The organism is Streptomyces sp. NRRL F-5727, from assembly GCF_000719555.1.
Lineage (GTDB): Bacteria > Actinomycetota > Actinomycetes > Streptomycetales > Streptomycetaceae > Streptomyces.
In genome coordinates this window covers 297318-318603 of record NZ_JOGX01000001.1, presented here as the reverse complement: position 1 = coordinate 318603, position 21286 = coordinate 297318, and the positions used below count along the sequence as shown (strand labels likewise).

The 21286-nt window shown below is 71.9% G+C and carries 17 protein-coding genes; 12 read left to right on the top strand and 5 right to left on the bottom strand.

The window, feature by feature from the left end:
• The first annotated feature begins 13 nt into the window (after nt 1-13).
• The 11 genes from IF73_RS0101485 to IF73_RS0101435 all read left to right on the top strand — a co-directional run bounded on the left by IF73_RS0101485 (nt 14) and on the right by IF73_RS0101435 (nt 15270).
• Nucleotides 14-922, top strand: a complete 909-nt coding sequence (locus IF73_RS0101485; protein ID WP_234338132.1) for a carbohydrate ABC transporter permease — start codon at nt 14-16, stop codon at nt 920-922.
• Nucleotides 919-1749 carry a carbohydrate ABC transporter permease gene (locus IF73_RS0101480; RefSeq protein WP_031002515.1) on the top strand — a complete coding sequence of 277 codons (831 nt, stop codon included), beginning with the start codon at nt 919-921 and terminating at the stop codon, nt 1747-1749. Before IF73_RS0101485 ends, IF73_RS0101480 begins: the two co-directional genes overlap by 4 nt.
• A gap of 37 nt (nt 1750-1786) precedes the next feature.
• The gene (locus IF73_RS0101475; protein ID WP_031002513.1) at nt 1787-3172 is read left to right on the top strand and encodes a glycoside hydrolase family 30 protein; all 1386 of its coding nucleotides are present in this window, start codon (nt 1787-1789) and stop codon (nt 3170-3172) included.
• 26 nt (nt 3173-3198) lie between these two features.
• Nucleotides 3199-4239 (top strand): endo-1,4-beta-xylanase, encoded by a 1041-nt coding sequence (locus tag IF73_RS0101470; protein WP_031002511.1) that lies wholly within the window; start codon nt 3199-3201, stop codon nt 4237-4239.
• Nucleotides 4236-5282 (top strand): Gfo/Idh/MocA family protein, encoded by a 1047-nt coding sequence (locus IF73_RS0101465; protein WP_031002509.1) that lies wholly within the window; start codon nt 4236-4238, stop codon nt 5280-5282. The genes IF73_RS0101470 and IF73_RS0101465 overlap by 4 nt, the downstream gene beginning before the upstream one ends.
• Nucleotides 5279-6139 carry a PmoA family protein gene (locus tag IF73_RS0101460; protein ID WP_031002508.1) on the top strand — a complete coding sequence of 287 codons (861 nt, stop codon included), beginning with the start codon at nt 5279-5281 and terminating at the stop codon, nt 6137-6139. The genes IF73_RS0101465 and IF73_RS0101460 overlap by 4 nt, the downstream gene beginning before the upstream one ends.
• Complete coding sequence (locus tag IF73_RS0101455; protein ID WP_031002506.1) at nt 6136-6843, top strand: cupin domain-containing protein; 708 nt, start codon at nt 6136-6138, stop codon at nt 6841-6843. The genes IF73_RS0101460 and IF73_RS0101455 overlap by 4 nt, the downstream gene beginning before the upstream one ends.
• Nucleotides 6843-8321, top strand: a complete 1479-nt coding sequence (locus IF73_RS0101450; protein ID WP_031002504.1) for a non-reducing end alpha-L-arabinofuranosidase family hydrolase — start codon at nt 6843-6845, stop codon at nt 8319-8321. The genes IF73_RS0101455 and IF73_RS0101450 overlap by 1 nt, the downstream gene beginning before the upstream one ends.
• Nucleotides 8322-8461: 140 nt before the next feature.
• Nucleotides 8462-10036 (top strand): sigma-70 family RNA polymerase sigma factor, encoded by a 1575-nt coding sequence (locus IF73_RS0101445; RefSeq protein WP_031002502.1) that lies wholly within the window; start codon nt 8462-8464, stop codon nt 10034-10036.
• 158 nt (nt 10037-10194) lie between these two features.
• A complete protein-coding gene (locus IF73_RS0101440) occupies nt 10195-12603 on the top strand; it encodes a non-reducing end alpha-L-arabinofuranosidase family hydrolase (protein WP_051716468.1) in 2409 nt (802 codons plus the stop codon).
• Nucleotides 12604-12642: 39 nt separating this feature from the next.
• On the top strand, nt 12643-15270 hold the full coding sequence (locus IF73_RS0101435) for an RICIN domain-containing protein (protein WP_031002499.1): 2628 nt from the start codon (nt 12643-12645) through the stop codon (nt 15268-15270).
• Nucleotides 15271-15366: 96 nt separating this feature from the next.
• Here the strand turns inward: IF73_RS0101435 and IF73_RS0101430 are convergent, their stop codons facing one another.
• Both IF73_RS0101430 and IF73_RS0101425 read right to left on the bottom strand, forming a co-directional pair.
• Complete coding sequence (locus IF73_RS0101430; protein WP_031002497.1) at nt 15367-16023, bottom strand: DUF1326 domain-containing protein; 657 nt, start codon at nt 16021-16023, stop codon at nt 15367-15369.
• A gap of 149 nt (nt 16024-16172) precedes the next feature.
• Nucleotides 16173-17009, bottom strand: coding sequence for a DUF2182 domain-containing protein (locus IF73_RS0101425; protein WP_031002495.1), 837 nt, complete (start codon nt 17007-17009; stop codon nt 16173-16175).
• A gap of 160 nt (nt 17010-17169) precedes the next feature.
• Here IF73_RS0101425 and IF73_RS0101420 point away from each other — a divergent pair, with 160 nt between their 5' ends.
• Entirely contained in the window at nt 17170-18354 is a 1185-nt protein-coding gene (locus tag IF73_RS0101420) for a carboxylate-amine ligase (RefSeq protein ID WP_234338129.1), read from the top strand.
• A 37-nt stretch (nt 18355-18391) separates the two neighbouring features.
• Here IF73_RS0101420 and IF73_RS0101415 read toward each other — a convergent pair whose 3' ends face one another.
• The 3 genes from IF73_RS0101415 to IF73_RS0101405 are packed head-to-tail and all read right to left on the bottom strand — an operon-like array spanning nt 18392 to nt 20950.
• Nucleotides 18392-19387, bottom strand: coding sequence for a PHP domain-containing protein (locus IF73_RS0101415; protein ID WP_031002491.1), 996 nt, complete (start codon nt 19385-19387; stop codon nt 18392-18394).
• Nucleotides 19384-20277 carry an SDR family oxidoreductase gene (locus IF73_RS0101410; RefSeq protein WP_031002489.1) on the bottom strand — a complete coding sequence of 298 codons (894 nt, stop codon included), beginning with the start codon at nt 20275-20277 and terminating at the stop codon, nt 19384-19386. The genes IF73_RS0101415 and IF73_RS0101410 overlap by 4 nt, the downstream gene beginning before the upstream one ends.
• A gap of 37 nt (nt 20278-20314) precedes the next feature.
• Nucleotides 20315-20950 carry a flavodoxin family protein gene (locus IF73_RS0101405; protein WP_031002487.1) on the bottom strand — a complete coding sequence of 212 codons (636 nt, stop codon included), beginning with the start codon at nt 20948-20950 and terminating at the stop codon, nt 20315-20317.
• Nucleotides 20951-21286 lie beyond the last annotated feature (336 nt).

The following is a 21286-nucleotide window of genomic DNA, read 5'->3' as shown; positions in this document are numbered from 1 at the left end:
CCCGGTCCGGTCGCTGCTGCGCGGGTGGCGGGACTGGGCCTCGGTCGCCTGGTTCCTCGTCCCGGCCCTGGTCCTCTTCCTCGTCTTCGTCCTCGCCCCGATCGTCGTCGCCGTCTTCACCGGCTTCTTCAAGTGGGGCGGGATCGGCCCCATGGACGACTTCGTCGGCTTCGCGAACTACACCAGGCTCTTCGAGGACCAGGTGTTCCTCGGCGATCTGGGCCGCGGGCTGTACCTGATCGTCCTGTCGGTCACCGTGCAGTTGCCGTTCGCGCTGTTCACCGCGGTCCTGCTCAACCAGCGGCTGCGCGGCCGGGCCGTCTACCGGATGCTGTTCTTCGCCCCGTACATCCTGTCCGAGGTCGTCACGGCGGTCCTCTTCACGATGATCTTCCTGCCCGGCGCCGGCATGGCCGACCACCTCGTCGGCCTCCTGGGCCTGGAGGGCCTGCAGGGCAAGTGGCTCGCCGACCCGTCGACGGTCATGCCGACCCTCTTCGTGGTCATGATCTGGAAGTACTTCGGCTTCCACATGATGCTCTTCCTCGCCGGGCTGCAGAGCATCCCGGCGGAGGTCCTGGAGGCCGCCTCCATCGACGGCGCCGGCGCCTGGCAGCGCTTCCGGCACGTGACGCTGCCGCTGCTCGGCCCGACGATCCGGATCAGCGTCTTCCTCTCGGTCATCGGCTCCATCCAGCTCTTCGACCTCGTCTGGGTCATGACCGCGGGCGGGCCCAACCACTCCTCCGAGACGATGGCGATCGCGATGTTCCAGTTCGGGTTCAAGCGGTACCAGGTCGGCTACGCCAGCGCCATCAGCGTGGTGCTGTTCATGATCAGCCTGGTCTTCTCCCTCTTCTACCAGCGCTATGTGCTCCGCCGTGACCTGAGCGGGGCCGTCACCTCGGGAGGCGGCCGGTGAACGCCCGCCGGACGGCACGCGGACTCTCGCTGCACACCGTGATCTGGCTGATCGGCGCCTTCGTCGTCGTCCCGCTGGTCTACGCGGTGATCTCCGGGTTCAAGAGCACCGGCGAGCTCACCAGCAACCCCTTCGGGCTGCCGGAGCAGTGGAAGGTCGGCAACTACACCGGCATCCTCGGCGACGGGATGTTCTGGCGGCAGATCGCCAACAGCGCGGGCATCGCGATCGGCACCACGTTCTTCACCGTGGCGGCCTCCGCGATGGCGGCGTTCGTCCTGGCCCGCTACGCCTTCCGGGGCCGGGAGCTGTTCTACGGACTGTTCACGATCGGGCTGATGTTCCCGTTCGCGGTCGCCGTGCTGCCGCTCTTCCTGATGCTGCGCACCTTCGGTCTGCTCGACAACCCGCTCGGCGTGATCCTCCCGCAGGCGGCCTTCGGACTGCCCATGACGATCATCATCCTGCGCGGCTTCTTCCGGACCATCCCGGCGGAGATCGAGGAGGCCGCCATCATGGACGGCTGCGGCAGGCTCCGCTTCTTCTGGAAGATCCTGCTGCCGATGGCACGGCCGGCCCTGGGCACGGTCTCGGTCCTGGCGATCGTCGCGAGCTGGAACAACTTCTTCCTGCCGCTGCTGGTCTTCAACGACCCGAAGTGGCAGACGATCCCCGTCGGCGTCCAGCAGTTCCAGGGCCAGTACTCGACCGACTACGCGCTCGTCCTCGCCTACATCGTCCTCGCCATGGTCCCCGCCCTCGCCTTCTACGCCGTCGCCGAGCGGCAGCTGATCGGCGGCCTCACCGCGGGCGCCACCAAGGGCTGACCCGTCCACCCCGCCCTCCCTTTCCGAGGAGACCCCCGTGAAACGACTGACCGCGCTGACCGCCGTCATATTGTTAGCGCTAACAACCCAGGCCGCGGCCGACACCGCCGCCCCCGCGCGCCCCGGCATCGACTTCCGCGCCGCACTCCAGCCCATCGACGGATTCGGCTTCTCCATGGCCTTCCAGCGGGCCGACCTGCTGCACGGCGCGCGCGGACTCAGCCCCGCCAAGCAGCGCGAGGTGCTCGACCTGCTGCTCAGCAAGGAGAAGGGCGCCGGCCTGTCCATCCTGCGCCTCGGCATCGGCTCCTCGACCGACCGGGTCTACGACCACATGCCGACGATCCTGCCGACCGACCCCGGCGGACCGGACGCCCCGCCGACGTACGTCTGGGACGGCTGGGACGGCGGCCAGGTCTGGCTCGCCAAGGAGGCCAAGGCGTACGGCGTCGAACGGTTCTTCGCCGACGCCTGGAGCGCACCGGCCTTCATGAAGACCAACAGCAGCGAGAACGACGGCGGCGAGCTCAAGCCCGAATGGCGTCAGGCGTATGCGAACTACCTCGTCCAGTACGCGAAGTTCTACGAGCGGGAAGGCATCCGGATCACCGACCTGGGGTTCACCAACGAACCCGACTGGACGGCCACCTACGCCTCGATGCGCTTCACCCCGCGGCAGGCCGTCGACTTCCTCAAGGTGCTCGGGCCGACCGTCCGCGCCTCCGGACTGAAGACGGAACTGGTCTGCTGCGACGCGGCCGGCTGGGACCGGCAGGTCGCCTACACCGAGGCCATCGAGGCCGATCCCGCGGCCGACCGGGCCGTACGGACCATCACCGGCCACCGCTACAGCGGCCCCACCACGGTCCCGCAGCCCACCGACAAGCGCGTGTGGATGTCGGAATGGTCGCCCGACGGCACCACCTGGAACGAGAACTGGGACGACGGCAGCGGCTACGACGGCCTCACCGTCGCCGCCGACATCCAGACCACCCTGACCACCGGCAACGCCAACGCCTACGTCTACTGGACCGGCGCGTCCCTCGGGGCCACCCGGGGACTCATCCAGCTCGCCAACCCCGGCGACGCCTACCGGGTCTCCAAGCGCTACTGGGCGCTCGCCGCCTTCAGTCGCTTCATCCGCCCCGGCGCCGTCCGCGTACCGGTCACGCACGCCGACCCGGCACTCAAGATCACGGCCTTCCGCAACACCGACGGCAGCCGCGTCATCGAGATCCTCAACACCGGCACCACCGAGACCTCCGCCGCCTTCACCCTGCGCGGCGGGCACGACCGGCACCCCGACGCGTACGTGACCGACGAGACCCGCTCGATCACCCCGTCCGACGTGGCCTCCGTCCACGGCACCACCCTCACGGCCACGCTCGCCCCCCGCGCGCTCACCACCATCGTCCTCGACTGAACCGTCACCCGACCGAGGAGACACCCGTGTCCCTGTCCCGGCACCTCATCGCCCTGTCCGCCGCCGTCTGCGTCGCGGCCGGCCTCGCCGCCACCCCCGCGACCGCCGAACCCCGCCCCAGGACGCTCGGCGAACTCGCCAAGAAGCACCACAAGTACTTCGGCTCCGCCACCGACAACCCCGAGTTCACCGACGCCGCCTACCTGAAGCTCCTCGGCAGCGAGTTCGGACAGACCACCCCCGGCAACGCCATGAAGTGGTACGCCACCGAACCCGAGCCCGGCGTCTTCGACTTCACCGCCGGCGACGAGGTCATGGCCTTCGCCAAGGAACACCACCAGAAGGTCCGCGGCCACACCCTCGTCTGGCACAGCCAGCTCCCCGCCTGGCTCACCGAGCGCAGCTGGACCGCCGAGGAACTGCGCCCCGTCCTCAAGAACCACATCCAGACCGTGGCCCGGCACTACAAGGGCCAGGTCATCCACTGGGACGTCGTCAACGAGGCGTTCAACGAGGACGGCACCTACCGCGAGTCGGTCTTCTACAAGAGGCTCGGACCCGGCTACATCGCCGACGCCCTGCGCTGGGCCCACGAGGCCGACCCGCACGCCAAGCTCTACCTCAACGACTACAACGTCGACGGCGTCAACGCCAAGAGCGACGCCTACTACAGGCTCATCAAGCAGCTGAAGGCCGACGGCGTCCCGGTCGAGGGCTTCGGCCTCCAGGGCCACCTGGCACTCCAGTACGGCTTCCCCGCCGGCGTCCGGGAGAACATCCAGCGCTTCGCCGACCTCGGCGTCGAGGTCGCGGTCACCGAACTCGACATCCGGATGGAGCTCCCGGCCACCCCCGAGAAGCTCGCCACCCAGGCCACCTGGTACGCCGACTACGTCAAGGCGTGCCTGGAGGTCGAGAAGTGCGTCGGCGTCACCATCTGGGACTACACGGACAAGTACTCGTGGATCCCCTCCGTCTTCCCCGGTGAGGGCGCCGCACTGCCCTACGACGAGAACCTGGCGCCCAAGCCCGCCTACCACGCGCTCCGGAAGGTGCTCGGCGGATGATCAGGACGGCGATCGTCGGAACGGGCGGGATCGCCGGCGTCTGCCACGTCCCCGCCCTCCGGGCACAGGCGCACCGGGCCGAGATCGTGGCGGCCGTCGACGTGGACGCCCTGCGCGCCGAGGAGTTCGCGGCCCGGCACGGCATCCCCGCCGTCTACACCGACCTGCACACGATGCTCCGGGAGCAGCGCCCCGACCTCGTCCACCTCTGCACACCGCCGTACCTGCACGCCCAACAGGCCGTGGCCTGCCTGGAGTCGGGGGCGTGGGTGTGGTGCGAGAAGCCGGTGGCCCTGTCCCTGGCCGAACTCGACCGGATCCAGGCCGCCGAGGGCCCCGCCGTCGCCGGCGCGGTCTTCCAGCACCGGTACGGCTCGGGGGCCCGCCATCTGCGCGAGCGGATCGCGGCCGGGGCCCTCGGCCGCCCCCTGGTCGCGCAGTGCGTCACGGCGTGGTACCGCGACGACGCCTACTACGAGGTGCCCTGGCGCGGCACCTGGCGGAGCGAGGGCGGCGGCCCGACCCTGGGCCACGGCATCCACCAGATGGACCTGATGCTGGACGTGCTCGGCCCCTGGGCCGAGGTCCGGGCGATGGCCGGCCGCCTCGACCGCGACGTCCAGACCGAGGACGTCTCCGCCGCCCTGGTCCGCTTCGAGAACGGAGCCGTCGCCACGGTCGTCAACAGCGTCCTCTCCCCGCGCGAGGAGAGCTACCTGCGGTTCGACCTCACCGACGCCACGGTCGAACTCCGCCACCTGTACGGCTACTCCAACGCCGACTGGACCTTCACCGCCAGGTCCCCCGGCGCGACGTGGGAGCCGCCGGACGACCTGCCCAGCTCGCACACCGCCCAGCTCGCCGCCTTCCTCGACGGCTACGAGAAGGGGATCCGGCCCGACCTCGGCAGGCCGACCATGGAACTGGTCACCGCCCTGTACAAGGCCGCGATCACCGGCCTGCCGGTCCGGCGCGGAGAGATCGACGCCGCCGACCCGTTCTACGACTCGCTCAACGGAGGACGCCCGGAGGTGTTCCGATGACGTTCGAACTCCTGCGGGACGAGGACGCGCTGACCGTCCGCACCCGCGACGTCGACCTCTTCCGCTACGTGCACCGGCCGGTCATGGACCCCTTCGAGGCGCCGAAACCCTACCTGCACCCGGTGCGGACGCTCGCCGGCGACGTCGTCACCGGCTACCGGCCGCACGACCACCGCTGGCACAAGGGCATCCAGTTCACGGCGTCCTGGCTGTCCGGGCAGAACTTCTGGGGCGGCGGCACCTACCTGCGCGGCCGGGGCTACGTCGACCTGCCGAACCTCGGCACGATGCGCAGCCTCACCGTGTCCGCCGAGACCGGCCACGGACACGCCGTGATCACCGAGGACCTGGCCTGGCACACCATGGCGGGGGAGCACTGGATCGACGAGCGCCGCACCCTGACCGCACGCGACGTCGAGACCGACTGCTGGACCCTGGAGATCACCACCGCGCTCACCAACGTCCACGACACCACCCTCACCTTCGGCAGCCCCGGCACCCAGGGCCGGGAACTCGCCGGATACTCCGGCCTGTTCTGGCGCGGCCCGCGCGCCTTCACCGGCGGCGCGGTGACCGGCCCCGCGATGGGCGAGAAGGGCGACTGGCTCGCCTTCGCCGGCACCCACGACGAGGTCGACCGCGCCTCCACGCTCCTCTTCCTGGACGATCCGGACGCCCCCGGCCGCTGGTTCGTCCGCAGCGAACCCATCCCCGCCGTCAACCCCTCGCTGGCCTTCGACGAGGAGCTGCCACTGGCCCCGGGCGACACCCTGTCGCGCCGCTACCGGATCGTCGTCGCCGACGGCGCGTGGACCCCCGACCGCCTGTCCCGGCACGTCACGGAGCACCCGTGGTGACACCGCTCCCCGGCGGCGTGGGCGTCTCCGGCCTGACCGTGTACGACTGGGAGGCCGCCGACGGGCTCTGCGGCGGCACCCCCCACATGCACCTCGCCTGCTCGGAGGCGTACATCGTCATCGAGGGCACGGGCAGCGTGCAGACCCTCACCACCAGCGGCTACGCGGAGACCCCGCTGCGCCCCGGCGACGTCGTCTGGTTCACCCCCGGGACGATCCACCGCCTCGTCAACTCCGGCGGCCTGCGCCTCGTGGTGCTCATGCAGAACAGCGGGCTCCCCGAGGCCGGCGACGCCGTCTTCACCTTCCCCGCGCCCGTCCTCGCCGATCCCGACGCCTACCAGGCGGCGGCCGCCCTGACCGGCGACCATGCCGCGGCGGCACGCCGCCGCCGCGACCTGGCACTCGAAGGCTTCCTGCTGCTGCGCGAGGGCGGACTCCCGGAGTTCCACGCCGCTGCCCACCGCCTGAAGCGGGACCTCCTCGACGCCTGGTGGGTCCGCTGGCGCGACGGCCCCCTGTCCGCGGCCCTCGCGACCGGCGGCCAACTGGCGGCGCTGCGGACCGGCGACCTCTCCCACCTCGACCACGGCGCGGTGGCGCGACTGGAGCGCCCCGAGCACACGCGCTTCGGCATGTGCGGCCACCTGCACCCCTACCCCGTACCCACCTCTCACCCCCATCCCCCGAAGGAGCAGTCCTGATGAGATTCCGCCGTCCACCCCTGATCCTGAGCCTCGTCCTCGCGGTCCTGTCGTCCCTGCTGCTGGGGGCGAGCCTCCTCACGGCCCCGCCCGCCGCCGCGGCGACCGTCGACACCAACGCCTGGTACGTCCTGGTCAACCGCAACAGCGGCAAGGCCCTGGACGTCTACAACCTCGCGACCGGCGACGGCGCCCGCATCACCCAGTGGTCCAGGAACGACCAGAACCAGCAGCAGTGGCAGTTCGTCGCCTCCGGCGACGGCTACTACCGCGTCAAGTCCCGCCACTCCGGCAAGGTCCTGGACGTCCAGAACAGCTCCACCGCCAACGGCGGCGCGGTCGTCCAGTGGACCGACCTCAACCGCACCAACCAGCAGTGGCGGCTCGCCGACAGCGCCGACGGCCACGTCAGGCTGATCGCCCGCCACAGCGGCAAGGCCCTCGAAGTCCAGGGCGCCTCCACCGCCGACGGCGCGAACATCGTCCAGTACGACGACTGGGGCGGCGCCAACCAGCAGTGGCAGCTCGTCAAGGTCGCCGGCGGCACCACCCCCGGCACCTGCGCCCTTCCCTCGACGTACCGCTGGTCGTCCACGGGCCCGCTGGCGCAGCCCAAGACCGGATGGGCCTCGCTCAAGGACTTCACCGTCGCTCCCTACAACGGAAAGCACCTCGTCTACGCGACCACGCACGGCTCCGCGGGGACGGGAGTGGGCTGGCGCTCGATGAACTTCACCCCCTTCACCGACTGGTCGCAGATGGCCACGACCGGCCAGAACGAGATGTCGAACTCCGTCGTGGCGCCCACGCTCTTCTACTTCGCGCCGAAGAACATCTGGGTGCTCGCCTACCAGTGGGGCCGGACCGCCTTCTCCTACCGGACGTCGACCGACCCCAGCAACCCGAACGGCTGGTCGGCGGAGCAGGAGCTCTTCTCCGGAACCATCGCCGACTCCGGAACGGGCCCCATCGACCAGACCCTCATCGCCGACGACCGGAACATCTACCTGTTCTTCGCCGGTGACAACGGCAAGATCTACCGGGCGAGCATGCCGATCGGGAACTTCCCGGCCAGCTTCGGCTCCTCCTACACGACCGTCATGAGCGACACCGTCAAGAACCTCTTCGAGGCGCCGCAGGTCTACAAGCTCAAGGACCAGAACCAGTACCTCATGATCGTCGAGGCGCGGGGCGCGACCGAGCAGCGCTACTTCCGCTCGTTCACGGCCACCAGCCTGAACGGCACCTGGACGCCCCAGGCCGCGACGGAGAGCAACCCCTTCGCCGGCAGGGCCAACAGCGGCGCCACCTGGACCAACGACATCAGCCACGGCGAACTGATCCGCACCAGCGCCGACCAGACCTTCACGGTCGACCCCTGCAACCTGCGCTTCCTCTACCAGGGACGCGACCCCAACTCCGGCGGCGACTACGGCCAGTGGCCGTACCGGCCGGGCCTGCTGACGCAGCAGCGCTGACGACGCCGGACGAGCACTCGGCGGCCACCGTACCCCCTCAGCCGGAGGGGTCGCGGTGGCCACCGGTCTCGGCCGTATATCTTTGCGGGCGCCGCGGTACGCAGCCGTACCGGGCGGATCGCATCCCGAAGAAGGCAGGAATGGGGACCATCGCCGTGCATCACGCGGGACTGGTCGTCGCGGCGCAGGCCGGTGACGACCGGGCACGCGAGGAGCTGATCGCCGCCTACCTGCCGCTGGTCTACAACATCGTCGGCAGGGCGCTGAGCGGGCACGCCGACGTCGACGACGTCGTGCAGGAGACCCTGCTGCGCGTGGTCCGCGACCTGCCCGCCGTGCGCACCCCGGAGAGCTTCCGGTCCTGGCTCGTGTCGATCACGCTCCGCCAGATCAACAGCCACCTGCACCGGAGGCTCGCCCTCGCCGACCGGACCACGGCCCTCGACGAGGCGGGCCGGATACCGGACCCCGGAGCCGAACCCGTGGACGCGGCGATCCTGCGGCTGCACGTCTCGGACGAGCGCCGCCGGGTCGTCGAGGCCGGCCGGTGGCTCGACCCGGACCACCGGCTGCTGCTGTCCCTCTGGTGGCAGGAGTGCGCCGGTCTGCTGAGCCGCGACGACATCGCCGCCGCGACGGGGCTCTCGGTCGCCCACGTCGGAGTGCGCCTGCAGCGGATGCGCGAGCAGCTGGAACTGTGCCGGACGATCGTCGCCGCGCTGGAGGCCGACCCGCGCTGTCGGCAGCTCGACGAGGCCGTCGTCGGCTGGGACGGCCACCACGCGTCGGTGTGGCGCAAGCGGCTGGCGCGGCACACCCGTGACTGTCCCGTCTGCACGGGGTCGACGGCGGAACGCGTTCCGGCCGAACTGCTGCCCCTCAGCCTCACCACGCTGACCGTCCCCGCCGCACTGGTCTCCGCGCTCATCGCCAAGGGACTGCTGTCGGGCACCGCCGCGAGCGCCGCCGGGCTGGCCGCGGCACCCGTCGCCGCGACCGTCGGCACGGCGGCGGGAAGCGCCGCTCCGCACGGCGTACTGATCGGCAAACTCCACGCGGCGGTGACCGCACACCCGCTGGTCGGCCTCGTCGCCGGCGCGGTGCTCGTCGCCGGGACCGCCACCTACGCCACCTGGCCGGAGTCCGCGCCCAGGCCCCCCGCCGTCACCGCCGCTCCCACCGCCGGCACCGCCACGGCCACCCCGTCGCCCACCGCCCCGCCGGCCACCACCCCGCCGACCGCGCCGTCCCCGGCCGCTCCGTCCGCGGCCACCGGCACCGTCCCGCTGGGCGCGCGGTCGCTGGAGTCCGTGGACCGACCCGGCCTGTTCGTCACCTACGCCGGCGACCACGCGACGCTCGGCCCGGTCTCCGCCACCAGCGGCCCGCAGGACCGGCAGCGGGGCACCCTCACCGTCGTCGAGGGGCTGGCCGACGCCCGATGCGTCACCTTCCGCGCCGCGGACGGGCGGTATCTCCGCCACCACTACCTCCGGCTGCGGCTGAGCGCCGACGACGGCAGCGCACTGTTCCGCGAGGACGCGACGTTCTGCCCGCGCCCCGGCGCCGCCGCGGGGTCGGTGACCCTGCACGCGCACAACTACCCCGACACGGTCCTCCGCCATCGTGACGGCGGCATCTGGCTCGACGGCTCCGACGGCACCCGGACCTTCGCCGGCCAGGCGTCCTTCCTCGTGCGCGGAGCCTGGGCCTGAGCACCGCTCCCGGCTGACGCCGTCCGCCCGCGAGACGCGGCACCGAAGATTTTTTCCGGACGGCGCGGATTTTCTGTTACGCGGCCGTGTGCCCGGCAGCCTCCACTTCAGGGGTGACCTTCGCCCCCGCTGACGCATCCCCTGAAGAAAGCTCTCCCATGACGCGACACACCCACGAACCCCGGGCGACCGGTACGCGGAGACGGCGGCGCGCGCTGCACCGTCTCAGCCGGCGCCGCCGCACGCTGACGGTCGGACTGTCGGCCGCGGCGGTGGTGGCCGGGGTCGTGACGTTCCTTCCCGGTTCCGCCGGAGCGGCGGGCCTGGGCACGCAGGCGGCGCCCTCGGGCCGGTACTTCGGCACGGCCGTGGCCGCCGGCAGGCTCGGCGACTCGGCGTACACCGCGATCTCGGACCGCGAGTTCACCATGATCACCCCGGAGAACGAGATGAAGTGGGACGCCGTCGAGCCGTCCCGCGGCCGTTTCGACTTCGGCCCCGCCGACCGCATCGTCGACCGCGCCCTGGCGCGCGGCCAGCGCGTACGCGGCCACACCACGGTCTGGCACTCGCAGCTCCCCTCCTGGGTCCGCTCCCTCCGCGACGCGAAGACGCTCCGCAGCGTCATGAACCACCACATCACCACCCAGATGAGCCACTACAAGGGCAAGATCTACGCCTGGGACGTGGTGAACGAGGCGTTCGCCGACGGCGGCAGCGGCCGGCTCCGCGGCTCGGTCTTCCAGGAGGTGCTGGGCGACGGCTTCATCGAGGAGGCGTTCCGCACCGCCCGCGCGGCCGACCCCGCGGCCAAGCTCTGCTACAACGACTACAACATCGAGAACTGGTCGGACGCCAAGACCCAGGGCGTCCACCGCATGGTCAAGGACTTCAAGTCCCGTGGCGTGCCCATCGATTGCGTCGGGTTCCAGAGCCACTTCGGGACGAGCGGCCCGCCGGCGAGCTTCCGGACCACCCTGGACGCCTTCGCCGCCCTCGGCGTCGACGTCCAGATCACCGAGCTGGACATCGCCCAGGCGTCACCCACCCACTACGCGAACGCGGTCGGCGCCTGTCTGTCCGTGGCCCGGTGCACCGGCATCACCGTGTGGGGCGTCCGCGACAGCGACTCGTGGCGCAGCGACGAGAGCCCGCTGTTGTTCGACAGTGGTGGCAGGCCCAAGCCCGCGTACGGCGCGGTGATGAAGGCCCTCGGCTCCGGCACCACTCCGGCCAGGCCGACGGAAGGCGGCGGCGAGATCAAGGGGGTGGCCTCCGGCCGCTGCCTCGACGTCCCCGGCTCCGCCCCCGTCGCCGACGGCACCCGCGCGCGCCTGTGGGACTGCGGGGGACAGGCCGGCCAGCGCTGGACCCACACCGCCGCCAAGCAGCTGAAGGTCCACGGGAACAAGTGCCTGGACGCCAAGGGCAAGGGCACCGCCAACGGCACCCCGGTGGTCGTCTGGGAGTGCAACGGCGGCGCCAACCAGCAGTGGACCGTCCGCACCGACGGCACGATCACCGGCGTCCAGTCCGGCCGCTGCCTCGACGCCGTCGGCGCGGCCACCGCGAACGGCACCACGCTCCAGCTGTACACCTGTGCGTCCGTCGGCAACCAGAAGTGGACCGCCCCGTCCGGGACGGGCGGCGACACGTGCGCGCTTCCGTCGACGTACAGGTGGAGTTCCACGGGCCCCCTCGCGCAGCCGTCGCAGGGCTGGGCCGCGCTGAAGGACTTCACGCACGTGACGCACGACGGCAAGCACCTCGTCTACGCGTCGACCGCGACGGGAACCTCGTACGGCTCGATGGCGTTCCGCCCCTTCACGAACTGGTCGGACATGACAGCGGTCGGCCAGACCCGGATGAGCCAGAACGCGGTGGCGCCCACCCTGTTCTACTTCGCGCCGAAGAAGATCTGGGTGCTGGCCTACCAGTGGGGTGCCTCACCCTTCAGCTACCGCACGTCCAGCGACCCCACCGACCCGAACGGCTGGTCCGCGCCTCGGCCGCTGTTCACCGGCAGCATCCCCCGCACCGACTCCGGCACCGGCCCGATCGACCCGACCCTGATCGCCGACGACACGAACATGTACCTGTTCTTCGCCGGTGACAACGGCAGGATCTACCGGGCGAGCATGCCGATCGGGAACTTCCCCGGCAGCTTCGGCGCCACGTACACGACGGTCATGAGCGACACCGTGAAGAACCTCTTCGAGGCGCCGCAGGTCTACAAGGTCAAGGGCCGGCAGCAGTACCTCATGATCGTCGAGGCGCGGGGCGCGAACGAGCGGCGCTACTTCCGCTCGTTCACGGCCACCAGCCTGAACGGCACCTGGACGCCCCAGGCCGCGACGGAGAGCAACCCCTTCGCCGGCAAGGCCAACAGCGGTGCCACCTGGACCGACGACATCAGCCACGGCGACCTGGTCCGCAGCGACCCCGACCAGACCATGACCATCGACCCCTGCAAGCTGCAGTTCCTCTACCAGGGCAAGTCCCCGACCGCGGGCGGCCCCTACGACCGGCTGCCGTACCGGCCGGCCCTCCTCACCCTGCAGCGCTGACCTCCCCTGATCCACGGTTCCACAAGGAGAACACCCCCCATGAACAACCCCACGAACGGCGGGCGCCGCGGCCGGCACCGCCGTCGCTGGAGCGCGACCGCCCTGCTGATCGGAGCCCCCGCCGCCGTCGTGCCGTACCTGCTGCTGACGCAGGACGACTCGCAGGCCGCGACGGTCGACGGCAACGCCTACTACCGGCTGGTCTCCGTGCGCAGCGGCAAGGTGCTGGACGTCAGCTCCTTCTCCACCGCCGACGGCACCCGCGTCCAGCAGTGGACCGACCAGAACACCGCCAACCAGCAGTGGCGACTGCGGTCCACCGGCAACGGCTACTACGAGCTCGTGAACCGCAACAGCGGCAAGGTGCTGGGCATAGCCGGCGGATCGACCGCCCGGTCGGCCGCCGCCGAGCAGCAGAGCGACAGCTCCTCCACCGCCCAGGAGTGGCGGATCGACGACGTGAGCGGTTCCGGCGCCGTCACCTTCACCTCCCGCAGGAGCGGCCTGGTGCTGGACGTCTCCGGTGGTTCCACGGCCCAGGGCGCGGCGGTGATCCAGTATCCCGGCCGGGGCACCGCCAACCAGCAGTGGAGGCTGGTGAAGGTGACCGCCCCCCAGGCGGCCGCGACCGGACCCTATGTGTGGAAGAACGCCCAGGTGGTCGGCGGCGGTTACGTCACCGGACTGGTGTTCAACCCGCGGGAGAAGGGCCTGCTGTACGCGCGTACGGACATGGGCGGCGCCTACCGCTGGGACCCGGCGGCCGAGCAGTGGATCCCGCTGACCGACGGGCTCGGCGAGAAGGACTGGAACCTGCTGGGCATCGACGCGCTGGCCACCGACCCGGTCGCGCCCGACCGGCTCTACCTCGCGGCGGGCACGTACACCAACGAGTGGGCCGGGAACGGCGCGATCCTGCGCTCCACCGACCGGGGCCGCACCTTCCGGCGCACGGACCTCCCCTTCAAGCTGGGCGGCAACGAGGACGGCCGCGGGGCGGGCGAACGGCTCGTGATCGACCCCTCGGACAACCGCACCCTGCTGCTGGGGACCCGCAAGAACGGCCTGTGGCGCAGCACCGACAGCGGTGCGACATGGCGGCAGGTCTCCTCGTTCCCCGTCAAGGACGGGGCGGGCAGCGGCGCCGGCGTCTCCTTCGTGACCTACGGCCCGGCCGGCAGCAGGACGATCTACGTGGGCGTCGCCGACAAGTCCACCTCCCTGTACCGCTCCACCGACGGCGGCGCCACCTGGCAGGCCGTCCCCGGGCAGCCCAAGGGCCAACTGCCGCAGCACGGCGTGGTCTCCGGTGACGGCTCGCTGTACCTGACGTACACCGACGCCCTGGGACCCAACGGCGTGACGGCGGGCTCCGTGTGGAAGCACACGCCGAAGAGCGGGGCGTGGAAGGACGTCTCCCCCTCCCGGGGCGGCTACGGCTTCTCCGGCCTGGCCGTCGACCCGCGCAAGCCCTCCACGGTGATGGTCACCACCCTCGACCGCTGGTGGCCCGAGGACGAGATCTACCGCTCCACCGACGGTGGCACCACCTGGAAGGCGTTGTCGGAAAGGTCGGTACGGGACGCCGCCGCCGCCCCCTACGTCGGCACCCACACCGGCCACTGGATGACCGCCCTGGCCATCGACCCCTTCGCCTCCGGACACGTGCTGTACGGCACCGGCAACGGCATCTGGCGCAGCAAGGACGCCACCGCCACCGACAGCGGCGGCACCAGCCACTGGACCGTGGGGGCCCGGGGCCTGGAGGAGACCGCGCTGATGGACGCGATCGCCCCGCCCGGCGGCGCCACCGTCGTCACCGCCATGGGCGACCAGGGCGGCTTCCGCCACGACTCCCTGACCAAGGTGCCCGCGGGGCGGCTCGCCAACCCGACCATGACCAACAGCACCGACATCGACTTCGCCCAGTCCAAGCCGTCGATGATGGTCCGGGTCGGCCGGGGCGGCGCCCAGGACGGCGCCTACTCGACCGACGGCGGCATCAACTGGAAGGGCTTCGGGTCGGAGCCGGTGGCCGACGCCCGGGACGGCCGGATCGCGCTCGCCGCGGACGGCTCCACCCTCGTCTGGACCCAGGCCGGCCAGGCTCCGTACCGCTCGACCGACAAGGGATCGAGCTGGTCGAAGGTCCGCGGCCTGGGTACCGGCGCCGTCGTCGTCGCCGACCGCTCCTCGGCCAGGACGTTCTACTCACTGTCCGGCGGCACGCTCCACGCCAGCACCGACGGCGGGGCGACCTTCGCCGCCCGGGCGACCGGCCTCCCCGCCGACGGCCGGCTCACGGCCGTCCCCGGCGTCGCGGGGCACCTGTGGATCGCCGGCGGCGGCCAGGGGCTGCTGCACTCCACCGACGGCGGCCGGACCTTCACCAAGGTCGCCACGGTGAAGTCGGCGTCCGCCCTCGGCTTCGGCAAGGCCGCACCCGGCGCCTCCTACCAGGCCCTGTACCTGATCGGCACGGTCAAGGACGTCACCGGCGTCTTCCGCTCCACCGACAAGGGCGCCACCTGGCTCCGGGTCAACGACGACGCCCACCAGTGGGGCAGCATCGGCGGTGTCGGGGTCGTCACCGGCGACCCCGACACCTTCGGCCGGGTGTACATCGGCACCAACGGACGCGGCCTCCAGTACGGCGACCCGTCCTGACCCCCACCCCCGAGCCGGTCCGCGGGCGTCGTGCCCGCGGACCGGCCCGGGCGGCCGGGCCGGTCCGCCGGGGCCGGGCCGGTCGGTCGGGGCCGCTCAGTCGGGGCCGCTCCAGTCGAAGGGGAAGTACTTGCTCGACTTCCCGGTGCGCTCCCAGGAGAAGCCGAACGCGTCGGCACGGTCGACGGTGGCCCGCCCCCAGGTGGCGACCTGGCCCGGGCCCACCTCGGCCCCCGGCGCGTTGAGGACCTGCACGCGAGCGCCGTCCGGGGTGGTCGGGCCGGTCAGCGCCTCGGCGGCCGCCGTGACGCGGCCCGGGATCTCGGCTCGCCACGTGGCCAGGTCCTCGTCGACCTCCACGTGGATCGGAGCCACGTCCATGCCGCGCATCTCGGGGTGGAACATCGCCCCGAACTCCGCCGGCCAGCCGCCCGCCTCACCGCCGAACACGGCCCCGAGCGCGGCCCGCTGCCGTTCGTCGGCCCGCTCGTCCAGGAAGACCGCGGCGAACGGCTCGGTGTGGGTGCCCGCCCACGGGTTGCCCTCGAAGGAGCCGAGCATCAGGACGTTGAGGTCGTCGAGCCGTACGTCGCCGAAGTGGCCCTCCCGGATGTGCCAGACCAGGACGCCCTCGCAGTCGCCGTAGGTGGGGGGCTGGGCGAACGTGCACGGGCAGGGAATGGCGCATTTGCACACGTCGAACCAGTCGCCGGCCAGATGCCAGCGCGTGCCGTCGGTGGCCTGCTGTGTCATCTCGCTGCCTCCAGCCGAGCTCCGAGGAGCTCACTCGGAGTGGCGAGACCGCGTGTCCCGAGCCCGTTCCCGGGATCGGGGGGACGGTCTCCCTTCCAGCTTGCACCTCATGTCCCGGCGAGGGAACCGGGGGCCGCGTCCGTGGGGCGTCACATGTCGTCCATGGGCGGCATCGAGCCCTCGAGCCCCGGCAGCATCCAGTCCTGGAAGGGTGCCAGTACGGCCAGGACGAGGAAGGCGACGCCCACCACGCCGCTGAGGAGGACGCCCCGGGACCACAGCTTCTCCACGAAGACCACCAGGGCCAGTCCCGCCATCGCCGCCACGTTCATCACGCCCAGCGGCACGAAGACGACCATCAGCCCCGCACAGCAACCGACGCAGTACACACCGTGGTGGAGGCCCACCCGCAGATCGCGGGCCGGCCCCCGGAAACCGGCGTACCGCACCAGATGGCTCAGCGGGTCGCGGCAGTGCCGCAGGCAGACGTTCTTGAGGGGACCGAGCTGGTACAGGCCGGCGAGCAGGAAGGCCACCGCACCGATCCAGCGTCCGGCGGTGGGGTGGTCGTCCACCAGGTCGCCGGTGAGGGCCAGGGCCGCGTAGACGAGCAGCCCGAAGGCGGTCCACACCAGCAGGTATCCGGCCACGAACTCGGCGGTGCGGGCGGTACGCACCCAGCCGGAGGACCGGCGGCCGATCCCGCGTACCCAGGAGAGGGCCACCGGCGCCATGGACGGCAGCATCATGGCCGCCATCATGATCACCCAGAGCAGCAGGAACAGCGGCAGCGCCATCCCCATGGTGCCCGGCTCGACGCCCATGTCCCGGGCCTGACCGACGGTCAGCACCCAGGCGGGCACCGTGATCAGGACGACGACGCCCCAGGCGGCCGCGAGACTCCGCGTGGACCGCAACCCTCCGCCGGCTCCGGTCGGGGCGGTCGGCCGGGCGGGTGCGAAGGCGGGAATCCGGCTGCGGCGCATCGGGGTGTCTTCCTACGGCTGCTTCCAGCACAGCACACGTCCCCCCGCGATGCGACCGGGTCCGCCGGGGCCGCCACCGGGGACCAGGATCTGCGTCCGCTCGCGCACGTCACTTCCCGGCAGAGGTTTGGGCATCGCCGTCGGTGACAGGATGATGACCGTGACCAGTGAAGGGCAGACACCCGCGGCACCGGAAGGAGCCGGTTCGGCCACCGGCCACGGCGTCCCCGCGGCGGGCCGGCGCAGACGGCCCCTGACCGTGGGGGCCGAGGAGGAGTACCTGCTGGTCGACCCGGTCACCCGGGAGCTGAGACCGGAGGCCCCCAAGGTGGTGTCCGCAGCGGCCGCCGAACTGGGCGAGCGGGTCACCACGGAGATCACCGGCTACCAGGTCGAGGCGCGCACCGACCCGCACACCAGTCTGGCCGCGTTCGCGGAGCAGGTGCGCACCATGCGGCGGGCCGTCGTGCGCGCCGCCGCCCGGTACGGCCTCGGGGTCGTCTCCAGCGGCACCCCCGTCCTGCCGCAGCCCCATCCCCTCGCGGTGACCGACGGCCTCCGGTACGCCCGCAGCGTGGCCATGTTCGGCGCCCTGGACGACGAACAGACCATCTGCGCCTGCCACGTGCATGTCGGCATCCCCGACGTGGACCTGGCCCTGCAGGTCAGCAACCATCTGCGCGGCCGGCTGCCGCAGTTGATCGCGCTCGCCGCCAACTCGCCGTACTGGCAGGGGCGGGACACCGGATACGCGAGCTGGCGCACCCTGGCCTGGGCCCGCTGGCCGGCAGCCGGACCACCGCCGCACTTCGCGTCGAGGGCGCACTTCGACGCACTCGTCGAAGACCTCACGGAGACCGGCACCATCATGGACCGCGGCGGACTCTACTGGGACATCCGCCCCTCCCACCACGTGCCCACCCTGGAGATCCGGGCCTTCGACGCCGCACCCACCGTCGCCGACACCGTGCTGCTCGCCGTGGTCACCAGGGCCCTCGTCGCCACCGCCCTCGCGGACATCGAGGCGGGCAGGACCGCCTGCCGCCCGCCCTCGGGCCTCCTGCGGACCGCGTGCTGGCGCGCCGCCCGCGACGGTCTGACCGGAGACGCCGTGGACCTGCGGACCCGGCGCCTCCGGCCGGCCGTCACGCTCGTCGAACGGATGCTGGAAGAGCTACGCCCCGCCCTCCTGCACCACGGCGACCTGGAGACGGTCACCGCCGGCTGGGCCCGCCTGCGCGCCCTCGGCAACGGCGCCGAACGCCAGCGCGCCGCCCACCGGAGCCGCGACAGCCCCGTGGACGTCGTGGACGCCCTGATGCGTTCCTTCGACGCGGACGAGTGAGCGGAGCGCACGCCGACGCCCGTCGAGCCGCGCACGCTCAGCCGCTCCTGTCGGCCAGCAGCCGTTCGAGCGGCCAGGTCGTGATCAGCCGGTCGGCTCCGAGTCCGATCCGGGCCGCCCGGGCGTAGCCCGAGCTCTGCCAGCGCAGCTGGTCGGGGGCGTGGGCGTCGGTGTCCACGGCGAACCGGCATCCCGCGGCGGCGGCCTGGAGCAGCAGGTCGTCCGGCGGGTCGCGGCGCTCCGGCCGGCAGTTGATCTCCACCGCGGTGCCGGCCTCCGCGCAGGCGGTGAACACGGCCTCGGCGTCGAAGCGGGACTGCGGCCGCCCCCGGCCGGTGATGAGCCGTCCCGTGCAGTGGCCCAGCACGTCGACGTGCGGATCGCGCACCGCGGCGAGCAGACGGGCGGTCATCGGTCCGGGTTCCGAGCGGAGCTTGGAGTGCACGGACGCCACGACGATGTCGAGCCGGCCGAGCAGGTCCTCGTCCTGGTCGAGCGAGCCGTCCTCGAGGATGTCGCACTCGATGCCGGTCAACAGCCGGAAGCCGTCGCCCCGTTCGGCGTTCAGGGCGGCCACGGCCCGCAGTTGGCTTCTGAGCCGGTCCGGGCTCAGCCCGTGCGCGATCGTCAGCCGCGGCGAGTGGTCGGTCAGAACGGCCCACTGGTGGCCCAGCGCGCGGGCCGCCGCGGCCATGTCCTCGAGCGGGCTCCCGCCGTCCGACCAGTCGGAGTGCAGGTGGCAGTCCCCGGTGCTCGCGGCCGCGAGGGCCCACCCGGCCTCGGCGTCCGGGCCGGCCTCGGCCTGCAGGCGGGCCAGGTAGCGGGGCACGGAGCCGGTCGACGCCTGCGCGATCACCTCGGCGGTGACCGGTCCCACCCCGCGCAGCCCGCGCACCCGCTCGGCGTCCACGGGGCCCGGGGGCAGGTCGCGGGCGGCCTCGGCCGCCGTGTGGAAGGCCCGTACCCGGTAGGGGGAGGCCCCGCGCCATTCGAGGAGGAAGGCGATGCGGCGCAGGGCCTCGTCCGGGGTCATGGCAGGGGGGTTCCGCCGGTGGCGTTGACGATCTCGCCGGTGATGTACGAGGCCGGGTCGGAGGCGAGGAAGACGTACGCCGGTGCCATTTCGGCCGGTTGCGCGGGCCGTCCCCACAACGACTGCTCGCCGAACGTCGTCGGATCGGGCATCGTCGCGGGGATCAGCGGCGTCCAGACCGGTCCGGGGGCCACGGCGTTGACCCGGATTCCGCGCTCGGCCAGCATCTGGGCCAGGCTGTGGGTGAAGGAGACGATCGCGGCCTTGGTCATGGCGTAGTCGAGCAGCGGCGGGCTGGGCTGGTACCCCTGCACGGACGTGGTGTTGATCACGGAGGCCCCGCGCGGCATGTGGGGCAGCGCGGCCTTGGTGAGCCAGAACATCCCGTACAGGTTGGTCTTCATCACCCGGTCGAACTGCTCGGTGCTGATCGCCTCGATCCCGTCCGGCTGCGCCATCTGGTAGGCGGCGTTGTTGACGAGTACGTCGATGCCGCCCAGTTCGCCCGCCGCCCTGTCGACGAGGGCGGTGCACTCGCCTTCGTGCCGGATGTCGCAGGCGACGGCCACCGCCGTGCGGCCGGCCTCGCGGACGAGCCGGGAGGTCTGCTCGGCCTCCTCCGCCTCCTCCGCGAGGTGGGTGAAGACGACGTCGGCCCCTTCGCGTGCGAAGGCGAGGCAGACGGCCCGGCCGATCCCGGAGTCCCCGCCGGTGACCAGCGCCCTGCGGTCGTGCAGCAGGGCGTGCCCCCGGTAGGTGTCCTCCCCGTGGTCGGGGCGGGGGTCCATCGCCTCCGTCGAACCGGGGTGGTCCTGGTCCTGCTCGGGAAACGGCGGCCGGGGGTACGGCTCCGCCGGATCGGTCGGCTGGGACTGCTCGCGTGAGGACATCGTTCTCTCCTTCCGGCTCGGTCGGCCGGGGTGCCGGTCAGGACGAGGGCGGGTAGGGGGCGGCCTTGAGGCGGCGCGCGAGGTGCGCGGTGTTCGCGGCGAGGGTCCTGGTCGTCGCGGCGGTCTTCTCGGGGGTCTCGTCGAGGTCCTGGTAGTCGGTGCCCCGCATGGCTTCGCCGACCCAGTAGGTGACGGCGTTGGGGGCGAGGGAGAACCCGACGTCGTTGAGGCCCTGGAAGAGTTCGGCGCTGACGTGGTGGGCGCCGTCCTCGTTGCCGACGACGCACACGGCCGCGGCCTTCCCGTAGGTGAGCATGCGCCCTTCGTCGTCGCTCTCGCCCAGTTCGGCGTCGAGGCGTTCCAGGACTCGTTGGGCGTGGCTGGAGGGGTGGCCGAGCCAGATGGGTGTGGAGAGGACCAGGATGTCGCAGCGGAGGATCGTGTCGCGGATCTCCGGCCAGGCGTCACCGTCTCCCATGTCGACCTCGACGCCCGGTCTGACGTCGTGGTCGGCGATCCGGATCACCGTTCCGGTGACGCCGTGATCGGCGAGGGCGGCCATGGTCTGCTCGGCCAGCAGCTGAGAGCTCGACCGCTTCGGCGACGGCGAGAGGGTGCAGACCAGCGCGACGGCACGCAGCGGCGTGGTCTCGGTCGTGGTGTCCGTGTCCATGTGATCCGGCTACCCCGATGTCTCTCCGGTATCCGGTGTCTCTCCCGTATCCGGGCGTTCCCGCCGGCAGGGGCGAGCACCTCCTCCTTCACCTGACGGGCGCCCGCTGCTCGGCGGACGCGGGCTCGCCCGTCCGGGGGCGCGACTACCCGCCCCCGGCGAGGTCATGCCCGCCCCTCGCCGCCTCGCCGCCTCGCTGCCTCGCCGCGTCCGCCACCGCGGACGCGGCCGCAGCTCGTCCGCGTACTCCTCGAACTCCACCCCGCCCGCATCGCTGATCCCACGTCAACTCTCCCTGCGCCGCCGGTGGTCGACGAACGTGACCATTTCAGGGAG

What these genes read in the sequence shown, in the direction of transcription:
- IF73_RS0101405 (WP_031002487.1), bottom strand. Translation starts at nt 20,950, where the DNA reads ATGGACACGGACACCACGACCGAGACCACGCCGCTGCGTGCCGTCGCG.
- IF73_RS0101430 (WP_031002497.1), bottom strand. Translation starts at nt 16,023, where the DNA reads ATGACACAGCAGGCCACCGACGGCACGCGCTGGCATCTGGCCGGCGAC.
- IF73_RS0101465 (WP_031002509.1), top strand. Translation starts at nt 4,236, where the DNA reads ATGATCAGGACGGCGATCGTCGGAACGGGCGGGATCGCCGGCGTCTGC.
- IF73_RS0101450 (WP_031002504.1), top strand. Translation starts at nt 6,843, where the DNA reads ATGAGATTCCGCCGTCCACCCCTGATCCTGAGCCTCGTCCTCGCGGTC.
- IF73_RS0101415 (WP_031002491.1), bottom strand. Translation starts at nt 19,387, where the DNA reads ATGACCCCGGACGAGGCCCTGCGCCGCATCGCCTTCCTCCTCGAATGG.
- IF73_RS0101425 (WP_031002495.1), bottom strand. Translation starts at nt 17,009, where the DNA reads ATGCGCCGCAGCCGGATTCCCGCCTTCGCACCCGCCCGGCCGACCGCC.
- IF73_RS0101445 (WP_031002502.1), top strand. Translation starts at nt 8,462, where the DNA reads ATGGGGACCATCGCCGTGCATCACGCGGGACTGGTCGTCGCGGCGCAG.
- IF73_RS0101410 (WP_031002489.1), bottom strand. Translation starts at nt 20,277, where the DNA reads ATGTCCTCACGCGAGCAGTCCCAGCCGACCGATCCGGCGGAGCCGTAC.
- IF73_RS0101435 (WP_031002499.1), top strand. Translation starts at nt 12,643, where the DNA reads ATGAACAACCCCACGAACGGCGGGCGCCGCGGCCGGCACCGCCGTCGC.
- IF73_RS0101440 (WP_051716468.1), top strand. Translation starts at nt 10,195, where the DNA reads ATGACGCGACACACCCACGAACCCCGGGCGACCGGTACGCGGAGACGG.
- IF73_RS0101460 (WP_031002508.1), top strand. Translation starts at nt 5,279, where the DNA reads ATGACGTTCGAACTCCTGCGGGACGAGGACGCGCTGACCGTCCGCACC.